The 9,965-nt window shown below is 34.3% G+C and carries 10 protein-coding genes; all 10 read left to right on the forward strand.

Annotation, left to right across the window (positions count from 1 at the left end; genetic code table 11):
• The first annotated feature begins 154 nt into the window (after positions 1 to 154).
• Positions 155 to 1,327 (forward strand): hypothetical protein, encoded by a 1,173-nt coding sequence (locus FAY33_RS18430; RefSeq protein ID WP_243126834.1) that lies wholly within the window; start codon positions 155 to 157, stop codon positions 1,325 to 1,327.
• Complete coding sequence (locus FAY33_RS18435) at positions 1,324 to 3,165, forward strand: terminase family protein (protein ID WP_143322786.1); 1,842 nt, start codon at positions 1,324 to 1,326, stop codon at positions 3,163 to 3,165. The genes FAY33_RS18430 and FAY33_RS18435 overlap by 4 nt, the downstream gene beginning before the upstream one ends.
• Before the next feature lie 17 nt (positions 3,166 to 3,182).
• Positions 3,183 to 4,802: a hypothetical protein gene (locus tag FAY33_RS18440; protein WP_143322787.1), complete on the forward strand. Its 1,620-nt coding sequence runs from the start codon at positions 3,183 to 3,185 to the stop codon at positions 4,800 to 4,802.
• Between the two features lie 2 nt (positions 4,803 to 4,804).
• Positions 4,805 to 4,966, forward strand: a complete 162-nt coding sequence (locus FAY33_RS19670) for a hypothetical protein (protein WP_185967710.1) — start codon at positions 4,805 to 4,807, stop codon at positions 4,964 to 4,966.
• Positions 4,959 to 6,383 (forward strand): hypothetical protein, encoded by a 1,425-nt coding sequence (locus tag FAY33_RS18445; protein WP_243126836.1) that lies wholly within the window; start codon positions 4,959 to 4,961, stop codon positions 6,381 to 6,383. Before FAY33_RS19670 ends, FAY33_RS18445 begins: the two co-directional genes overlap by 8 nt.
• 1 nt (position 6,384) lies before the next feature.
• Positions 6,385 to 6,846 carry a hypothetical protein gene (locus FAY33_RS18450; protein ID WP_143322790.1) on the forward strand — a complete coding sequence of 154 codons (462 nt, stop codon included), beginning with the start codon at positions 6,385 to 6,387 and terminating at the stop codon, positions 6,844 to 6,846.
• Positions 6,847 to 6,870: 24 nt separating this feature from the next.
• Positions 6,871 to 7,863: a hypothetical protein gene (locus tag FAY33_RS18455; protein WP_243126837.1), complete on the forward strand. Its 993-nt coding sequence runs from the start codon at positions 6,871 to 6,873 to the stop codon at positions 7,861 to 7,863.
• Positions 7,864 to 7,911: 48 nt separating this feature from the next.
• Positions 7,912 to 8,631: a hypothetical protein gene (locus FAY33_RS18460; RefSeq protein WP_143322795.1), complete on the forward strand. Its 720-nt coding sequence runs from the start codon at positions 7,912 to 7,914 to the stop codon at positions 8,629 to 8,631.
• An 18-nt stretch (positions 8,632 to 8,649) separates the two neighbouring features.
• Positions 8,650 to 9,141, forward strand: coding sequence for a hypothetical protein (locus FAY33_RS18465; protein WP_143322797.1), 492 nt, complete (start codon positions 8,650 to 8,652; stop codon positions 9,139 to 9,141).
• 1 nt (position 9,142) lies between these two features.
• A partial coding sequence (locus tag FAY33_RS18470; protein WP_143322799.1) for a hypothetical protein occupies positions 9,143 to 9,965 on the forward strand: 823 nt, incomplete at its 3' end.

The raw sequence follows: 9,965 nt of genomic DNA on the forward strand, positions 1-9,965 counted from the left end.
ATATAAACTGTGGAATCTAGGAGAATGGGCGTAACAACCTACTCTCCTATTTTATTAAGTGAATACTTATTTGCTTGAGATTTTGCAACAGTGGAGTTGCCAATTATGGCGGCTCTTTTGAATTTTTAATTACATAAAAGGAGGTGGTGGCAATATGGCTACTAAAATTGGTGTATCAAAAAAAACATGCCCAATATGTGGCAAAGAAAAATCAGTTGCCACCGGATTCTATAAAACACAAAGTCCGTTGTTTTCATTAGAGGGATGTGTTCCAGTATGTATATCTTGTGTTAAGAATTATATTGTCAATGAAGATGGAACAATAAGTTCAAAAAAGATGAAAACTATGCTTCAACGATTAGATAAGCCATATTATATGGACGATTTACAGTCTAGCTATGACCAATATAAGCGTGAACATAGTTACCTTGCTGATGAGGAAATTGCTAAACAAGGGAAGGAAATAATCGGTTTATATTTCAAAAACATTAACAGTCTCAGGCAGACTAAAAATAAAAGCTATTCGGACTCTGAAAAAGATGGTTTTATTCATGTTAATAGCAATACACCTACGGATGATAAACAAAAAATTATTAAAGCTTTTGGAGACGAAGAATCTATAGAATCCGTGATAACTACAACGGGAGATGTTCAGTGGACAGATAAAGATAAGCAAAATAGAGATTATTCTATTGATATTGTGGGGTATGACCCATTTGAAGATTATCCAGATGATGACCGAAAGTTTCTTTTTAATCAGCTTGCTCCGTATCTCGACGATGAGGATTCTGCTGACGACCCATATAAAATATCTCAGATATTGCAGATTGTAAATAATAATAGGCAGATACATATATGTGATAAACGAATAACGAATTTAGATCCAATCAAAAATGCTGCCGACATTAAAACGCTTAATGCTATAAAGAAAGACTTAGTCACAAGCAACGATAAAATTGCAAAAGAAAATGAAATATCGGTCAAAAATCGTTCAAATAAAGATGTTGGTAAATCTACGCTCACATATTTAATGAGAGATCTTCGTGAAAGAAGTTTTGATAGAGCTGAAGCAGATTATTATGACCAACTAAGGGGCGACGGCACTCAGTGGGCCATATCAATCTCACAAAAGGCTATGCTTGACCATTGTCTGTTTGATGAGAATGATAAAAAAGAGGTATATGAGAGTCAGATCAACTTGATTAATCAGCTTTATACAGAACTCGACGATAAAAAAGAACAGATTAGATTGCTGTTATTAAAAGTGGATAAGCTGAATTCTTTGCTCGCTGAAAATGGTATCTTAGTAAATGGTGACATGTTATGAGAAAACATAAACTATTGTCTGAGAGAAAGAAAAGAATATGTGAATTAGACGCTGAAAGCATTGCTTTTTATCGTCGCAATCCCTGTATAGCTTGCGAAGAGCTACTGGGTATAAAATTAATTGATAGTCAGAAATATATATTGCAAGCAAGCTGGAATAAATCACATGTTTTGTGGTGTTGCAGTCGAAATTTTGGTAAATCATTTCTTGGTGCAATATTTATGGTTCTTAAAGCAATTCTATACGAGAATCAAGCTATATATATTGTTTCGTCTGTTGGTGATCAGTCCAAAGAAACATTCTCGAAAATTGAAGAAATTGTACTTAGAATAGGAAAAACCTCTGCATCAATTGATTCGCTTAAGGATATTGTTGAAAAAGAAACAAAGAAATCTAGTAATAATAAAACCGGATTCGGGCATTCTCAATCTGGATTTCATGTAGAATTTTATAATGGTAGCGAAATATTTACACTTAATGGCAATCCAGATAACAACAGATCTCGTAGAGCCACATTAGTATTTTTTGATGAGGCAGCGTTCTCTTCTGACGAATTGATTGCAGTCTGTGAAGCCTTTGCTACTCAAAATACTGAATTTAAGACCTCTATTGATAAAAACTTTAATCCTGAAACATTAAAAAGAAAATGCCCTACTCAGTTGGTTTATGCGTCTTCTCAAGATGATATGAGCAAACTCTTTTATCGCCATTATAAAAACTTTGCAAAAAAAATGTTAGCTGGAGATAGAGACTATTTGGTTGTTGATATGATTTGTGACACAGCCATAAAAACATTTATGGAAGGCAAGCCATATCCTCCACTGCTTACGCAGGATAAAGTTGATGCTGCCATGAAATCAAACAGGGAAAAGGCATTAAGAGAATACTATAATCAGCCTACGCGAGATGGTGGAGTAAACCAGATAGTTAAATGGGGAACGATTAGAAGAAATGAGTCCTTTTATTTACCTCAGCTTTCATACAAATCAGATTCAAATATTATATTGGCATTTGACCCCGCAAGAACAATAGATAATTCTATACTTGGAGCAATGAGCGTGGTAAATCATCCTGATTATGGCTATATTGGAGAAATAGTTAATTGTGTCAATTTATTTGATAAGGCAAGCAAGAAAGGTTTTAAACTGGATTCTAATAGACAAATTGCAGAAATCAGAAAATATTTATCATTGTACAACGGACATCATAATGATTATGTGAATATTGATAGTTTATTAATAGATCAAGGATCTGGAGGTGGGGGAGTATCCACTTACGGAGACGGTTTGTTAAATGATTGGGTTGGTGACGACGGCAGATCACACAGAGGGTTAATTGATAGTAGTCACGAAATATATGCTGGATATAAATTGCTCTACCCAAATGCTATTGATAAACTTAGATTGATTAGCCCAAGAAAATACCGTACTCAGATGGTTGATGAATTTATAGAATTAATAGACTTAGGGGTTATTAAATTTCCATATGAATTTAAACAAGAAACAATTTCAATTGCAAAGAAACAATCTGACAGTGACGAAGAAATCATTGAAAAATATGAGTTGTCGGAAAGTGAAACCTCTGCTTTAGTCAACATTGATTTAATGAAAACGGAAACTACTTCTATTTATAAATATGAGAATGCAGAAAAAACCACTAAGACCTATGCATTAGCCAAAGATAAAGAAAATACAATGCACGATGACCGATTTTATGTGCTAATTATGCTTGCACATAGACTATACGAGTTGAGGAGAGGACAAGTTATTACCAGCGAAACACCCAAGGTAAACTACTCTTCCGCTCCACTATGTTCAACAGGTATATCATTTGATTAAAGAAAGGACGGTGAATTATGGCAGATAACAATGAAGATTTTGAAGTAAGCATTATCAACGAAGATAAAGATAGCGACACTCTGGTTGTTACATCATGCTCTGATATCTCTGAAAAATGGCTCGTCTCAGCTCTGAACGATTATGACCCTTCAAATCAAACATATTCTGCATATTTAAAAGACGGAAATTCACCGTCTCAAAAAATCACACCAGAATATTTAGATGAGTTAGCCGAGAATGCTCAAAATGACATTAATAAAATTCAAACTATAAATTCAATTATACGAAAACAGATTAATAAAAATGATATAGTAGGTAAAACGGTTGAATGTATTGATACCAACATAAATACCCAGATTAAATTATCATATAATGCAGAAGTGAAAGACAATCAACTACCATTAAATGAAGTGAAGAATTGTATCGTTGACTTTAATAATATGATACACATCAAAAAACTAACCAGAAACTCTATATCTACTGCTTTTGCTGAAGGCAATTACTTTATGTATCTAAGACATAATAATAATTGCTATAAGGTGGATTATTATCCCATAGGTGTAGTTGAAGTGGCTGAATGGGATAAAGATGGTGAGCCGATTTTATTATTTAATGTTCAAGAACTTCGTAGCAGATTACAGAAGGTTTATAAAAAGACTCGTAAAAACAAATATTTATTCTTTGATAGCATGGAGGCTGAGGTAAAAAATAATTATCCAGAAGAAGTGTATAATGCCTTTGTTGCTAAAGAAAAATATGCGAAATTAGATACAAGATATTCTGGAGTAATTAGAATAAATAACCTTAATCGAAGATATGGTGTGTCTCCTATCTTTAGATCTCTTGACTCTCTATCTATGCTGGACACCTTTAATAATTCTGATCGGGTAAACAGCAAAGCTAAGGCTAAAAAGATTATTCACCAAAAATTACGTAAAGAAGTGATGGGCCAGGAATTTAATAAGCAGGGGTTTGAGGAAATGGCCTATGCTCACCAAAATTTTATGGCAGCATGGAAGCAACCTACTGTTGTAGTTACCACTCCGCCCACCGTGGAAAGCATAAATTATGTTGAGCCAAAGATTGAACTCACTGATATAAATAGTATTAACAATTATCGTTCAAGAGTGTTGTCCACGTTAGGAATTGGTTTTTTAATGGATTCGTCTTCTCAGTCTGTATCAACAGCTTCAATCTCTGTGACTCAGTTAATGAGGACAATTAATACTATATCAGAGCAGTTAGAAGAGGTTCTAAAAAAATGGTATTGTCAGATTTTACTTGATAGCGGATTAGACGTTAGTTTGTGTCCTGATATAGAGATAATTGATTCGGAAGCTCTTGACTTTTCATTAAGAAAAGAACTTGCAACTACATTATATACAATATTTAACGGTAGTTTGGAAACCAGTTTAAATATTCTCGGTGTAGATATTAATGATGAAACAGCAAAGCGGATCAGGGAAAATGATGTCAATTTAGATACAGAGGTGTTCTATCCCAGATGTACAAGTTATACGTCTAGTGGTAAGAAGACAAATTTTGACGAAGGAAAATCTAAGTCTGGGCGACCAAAAAGTAAGACAAAGACTAACAAAACTGAATACGATGATACTTATAATCAAAATGCGAGGTGAGAATGAAAGATATTAAAATAAGATGTCCGTGTTGTGACAACGAAATAGTGATTAAAACTGATGGCACTGAAATATACAGTGTCTTTTTTAATGCCCAGAAACTTTCATATGAAGAAGCCTTTATTCATTTTGATGTTTGTATTGGTGAGAAAGGTGGTGATTGAAGCGAATAAAGAAAATTTACATTTTTATAGTGAAGTAATAGATATTGCTGAACATAAAACCTATTTGGAACTAACTAGTAGGATTTGCTATTACGACGATATAAATGCAAATAATGTCATGCTTCCATATGATGAAGCAACCGAAGACAAGGCAAAAACACTAGTCAATATGCCAGTGCAGGCAAAATATAAGACAAATACGAAGGGCGAGCCTACTTTTGGTTCTCACGAAATGTATAAAGACGGAAATGGCAATCTGTTATTCAATACTAGCAGTATTGGAACTCACACAGAGATTTATATACAAGAAGAAACCATTACTACAGTCAAAGGAGAAACAAAAACATTACCATGCTTATTTGCCAAGTACCGTATATGGAAGAGATATAAAAATGTCATTCAAGCAGTTAAAAGATTATTTGATTTAGGAAAACTATTTAGTTCATGGGAAATATTGACATTTGCTTACGAATTTAAAGATGGAGTAAAGAAAATAACAGATTATGAGTTTGAGGCCAATACATTGCTTGGCTTTGAGTATGCTCGCCCAAGTTACGGCACAAGTGCCACAGCGATATCACTGGCATCGGAAGGTAATGAGATGATGATAGCGGAAGCACTGTCTCAAGATTTAGCTGCTGAAAATTCAGAAGAAACAGAAGGAGGTTTTATTAAAGATATGAAAAAGGATAATATTAATACGCCTGAAACCAATGATCCTGCTCAGACGGAAGTATCTCAGCTTACGGATTGGGATTTAAGAGAAAAAATTCGTAAAGCATGTAGTGATAAGATTGATAAATGGTGTTGGCCATCATTCCATTTTCCGGTTGAAAAGGAAGTATGGTGTGAATATGAAGGTAGAGAAACTGAACTTGATTATTTGCGATTTACATACGAAGTTGAAAATGATGTAGTGACAGTTTCTGATCCAGAGCCTGTAAAATTAGCCGTTTCTGCTAAAGCAATTAACAGTACAGTTGCAGAATTAAATTCTAAGATTACTACAAAAGACGACGCATTAATTAAGGCAAGTGAAACAATTTCAACTCTAAAGACAGAAATAAGTGAGTTAGAGCCTTATAAAGACAAATTCGAGAAAGCAGAACAAGAAAAAATTGACCGAGAAGTATCTGAAAAGAAGGAAAAATTAATTGCTTCTGTTACTAAAACCGGATTTATCACGAAAGAAGAAATCGAAACATCTGAAGAGTTTAAAGGATTTATAAATTCGTTAGATGAAAAATCACTAAAGGCAATTGTTGCAGAAAGATATATTGCTTCTCTGGAAGAAAAGGAAAATAACAAAACAATAACGGCAAACGAGACTGAAACTGCGTCTACAAATTTAAACTTTGTTGATGAGGACGTTGTAGATAAGAAGTCTATTATGAAAGAATATTTAGGAGGTAAATAATATGTTAAGAGAATTTCAGACTAATGGTTTAAAAACTACTGATGCTATGTATAAGGCAGACGCAGAAATGATTACAGGTGCTCCTGTTGTGAAGAATTATGCTGATAAAACGGTATCTATTGCCGGTAATGGAGTTGTTGACGGATTTTTCTTAGTAAATAAGGAGCGTGTTCCAACCGGATTAAATTGTGCAAAAGGGGACATGTCCGATTACGATGAGAATTTCACGAAGATTGCCGAAAACGAAAATGTGAAATTAATTACTCCCGAAGTCGGAGAAAGATATGGAACTGATCAGTATGTACTTGGTGCGCTTACTGTAGGGGATGCTGTAATGATTACTGATGGAAAATTCGTAAAAGCGAATGTGGCTTCAAAACTAATTTTTGGTGGTGAATATAGTGATGTCGGACATAAACTCGCTATTATCGAAATTGCCGGCTCCACTAAGACAAATGCCTAATAAATAAATTGGAGGACTATAAAAATGTTAAAAACTGAAATTGCAGAATTAATGAATAAAGATAGCGTAATGTATGAAGTTGCGCAGAAGGTTGAATATAAATTAAATCTTACTGCTGAGGAAAAAGAAGTTTCTGAAGTATGCGATGCTTGGGCAAGAGAAATCGGCGAAAAGGGAATGGATAACGACCATGAGATTGCCGCCTATATCAAAAGAACCGTTGTTGATGAAGTATACAACGCTCCCGATGAACTGTTGGATAGAATGTTTGATAGAGGCACCATTGGGGAATTTGACGATAGCGAGACTCAGAGGGAAGCTAAAAACACACTTGTGGCATATGAAGCTGCAAAGGGTGGCAATGTAGATAAAAGTTGGATTGATTTTTCTGCACTTGTTCCTACATATAAAAACAGACAGGTTGAAACTGATATTTCTTATGTTGACTTAAGAAAAAATGGTTTTAAGTCAATTGCTAAACTTACAACTTTTGGTAAGGAAGCATTATACAATGCTCTCTTCTATGATGTGTTTGGAGCCGTTGATGCAGCAATTACGGGTGGAGAACAGAAGATTGACGTATCCGGTGCTGTTCCTACAATTACAGCAATGGATGCACTTGAGTTATATTTAACAGAGAGAGACCCCAATGCTGTAGCCGTATGTTTGACTAAATATGCTCAGGCAATTGGTAGAATGGATGGTTTTCATCAGTATATGTCTGATGCAATGAAAGACAACTTTAACAGATATGGCCTCGTAGAAACTTTTGGACGTATGGGAATTGCAAGTATCGCATCTGCTCACAAACAGGGTAATGGTGATTTGCTCATTCCAGATAAAAGAATTTTCGGCATTGCCGGTAAAATCGGCACACTTGATATGAAGGGAGATCTTCATGTATATGAGACTCTTGACAATAACAAAGAAGCCGTAAATATTAAGATTGCTGATTTTACTTACGGCTATGCAATCTCCAAGATTGAAAATGTAGCCAAAATTGTTTTTGCGCAGTAACTAAAATAAGGTGGGCATATTCGCCCACCGAAAAGAAAGGTTGATTCAATGATTGAAAAAAGCAAGATAATCAATGTATTAAACTACAACGAAAATCCTGTTTGTATTAAAACTCATCAGAAAGAGTATATCTGCCCTATTGGGAGTGATTCGTCTCCCTCAATCACACCGTTGGAATTTTCAGAAGTCGAATCCTTAAATAGTGGTTCTCCTGTTTTTAAAATAGGTACACTTTTTTTAGAAAGTTCTGATATTGCCACGGAAGAATTATATAAGGAGCTTAGGATACTCGACTTCAATAAAATTCTCAAAAATGCTGATATAGAAAATATACTTACAAATCCAAGTTTATCAGGATTGACTCAATTAATTGAAATTTCTAGCGTAATGTATTTTGAAAGAGTAAGAGGAATATTTCATACATTGAAAAATTCCAATCAATACGATATTTCAACAAGGGTCGAGAAAATTATTAATACAAAATACAAGGAATTATGTAATAAGCAGTTAAAAACAAAAATCATTTTATCTGCCAAAGATACTGTTTCCAAAGTTAGCGCAGAAGAAGTTGGAGATTTAAAGAAACAAAATGAACTGTTACAAAAGCAAATGGAAACCATGCAAAAAATGATGGAACAAATGATGTCCATGCAATCAAGTAAAAATACCAATGATGAAGCAGATATTGAAATTGATGACGTAACAGAACCAGAAGACTTGACACCTCAAGGTAAAAGAAAAGCTGGCAGACCAAAGAAGGATATCTAGAAAGATGGGAGGTGCATAATGTCTACTTTGTTTGAGCCAATTATTGAGAAGTTTCTTAAAAAGATAGAGAAAGATGCGGATTTTTTCTCATATTATAACGTTCCGATAGGGGACGCAATTCAGCTTGCTAAAGAACAGGCAACAAACTATTTATATGAAGCTATTGAAAAGTTGACAGATGGATGCACTCCTGATGTTGACTTTTTTGATTACGATGAAGATTCGGCGGAATTTAATTTAGATATTACAAAGAAGGAACAGGGATTAATTACCGATTTAATGAGACAAGTGTATTTTGAAAGGGACTTTGCTTTACTAAAGGCATTTAAGATATCTATGACACCATCAGATTTGAATCAGTTCTCTCCTGCTTCTGAAAGAAAAACTTTTACTGATATGGTTAAAATGATTCAGCAAGACAATGAAGTCAAAATATCTAAGTATGCTTCCGTAGATAGGCTTACAGGTAAGAAGAAAACTATTAATTATAGTTTGAGTCAGGAGGTGTGATTTGGATATATCATACTTTCAAAAAATCAACAATACTTATAAATCTTCTTCAAAGCAGGAAACGGAATTATTTTTATTAAACCGTCATGTAAATCGCCAATTTGCAGATTCAATTGATTACCATAAAGTTCTAAAAAATGGCGAAGAGTTTGAATTAATTGTACAACGATACGCAGAGACAAAAAATAAGAAAAAGATAAAGTCTCGTCCAGGTCAATACATCAACATGGGAGATATGATTGCATGGGATAATCACATTTGGATTGTAAACGTAATAGATCCAGATGATAAAACTTATTTAAGTGCAGATATGGTGTTATGCAATTTTGTTTTAAATTGGCAGAATAAAAATGGTGATATTATATCTCTGAATTGTTACGCTGAAAATCAAACAAAGTATTCGTCAGGCATTGATGGAAATAAAACCATGCAAATGGGTGATTTGCAATACGGGCTTACTCTCCCGCTAAACGACGAAACCAAAATATTAAAAAGAGATAAGCGTTTTGTTGTAGACTTGGTTGATATCGAAACTCCAGATGTATACAAGCTGACCAATAGAGAGGTAATGATAAATAATTATACATACTTTGATAGAGGTGGCATAGTAAATTTAACGCTATCATATGATGCCTTTTCAAAAGAACATGACAAACTCGTTGACGATGGAACTGGAAACAAGGTCTGGATTTGCGACTATAAAGAATCTGCTACTCCGCCCTCTCCCACTGATCCGGAGGAACCTAATCAAAGTCCAATTTTATTGGATATCGCTTATAAAGGCAATGCAACGATTAAGCTAGGCGGAGCATATAAAACCTTCA

Origin of the sequence: Clostridium sp. HBUAS56010 (assembly GCF_007115105.1) — a bacterium.
GTDB lineage: Bacteria > Bacillota > Clostridia > Lachnospirales > Lachnospiraceae > Lacrimispora.

Coding starts and splice junctions, on each gene's coding strand:
- FAY33_RS18465 (WP_143322797.1), top strand. CDS start 8,650: ATGTCTACTTTGTTTGAGCCAATTATTGAGAAGTTTCTTAAAAAGATA.
- FAY33_RS18450 (WP_143322790.1), top strand. CDS start 6,385: ATGTTAAGAGAATTTCAGACTAATGGTTTAAAAACTACTGATGCTATG.
- FAY33_RS18460 (WP_143322795.1), top strand. CDS start 7,912: ATGATTGAAAAAAGCAAGATAATCAATGTATTAAACTACAACGAAAAT.
- FAY33_RS18455 (WP_243126837.1), top strand. CDS start 6,871: ATGTTAAAAACTGAAATTGCAGAATTAATGAATAAAGATAGCGTAATG.
- FAY33_RS18440 (WP_143322787.1), top strand. CDS start 3,183: ATGGCAGATAACAATGAAGATTTTGAAGTAAGCATTATCAACGAAGAT.
- FAY33_RS18430 (WP_243126834.1), top strand. CDS start 155: ATGGCTACTAAAATTGGTGTATCAAAAAAAACATGCCCAATATGTGGC.
- FAY33_RS18435 (WP_143322786.1), top strand. CDS start 1,324: ATGAGAAAACATAAACTATTGTCTGAGAGAAAGAAAAGAATATGTGAA.
- FAY33_RS19670 (WP_185967710.1), top strand. CDS start 4,805: ATGAAAGATATTAAAATAAGATGTCCGTGTTGTGACAACGAAATAGTG.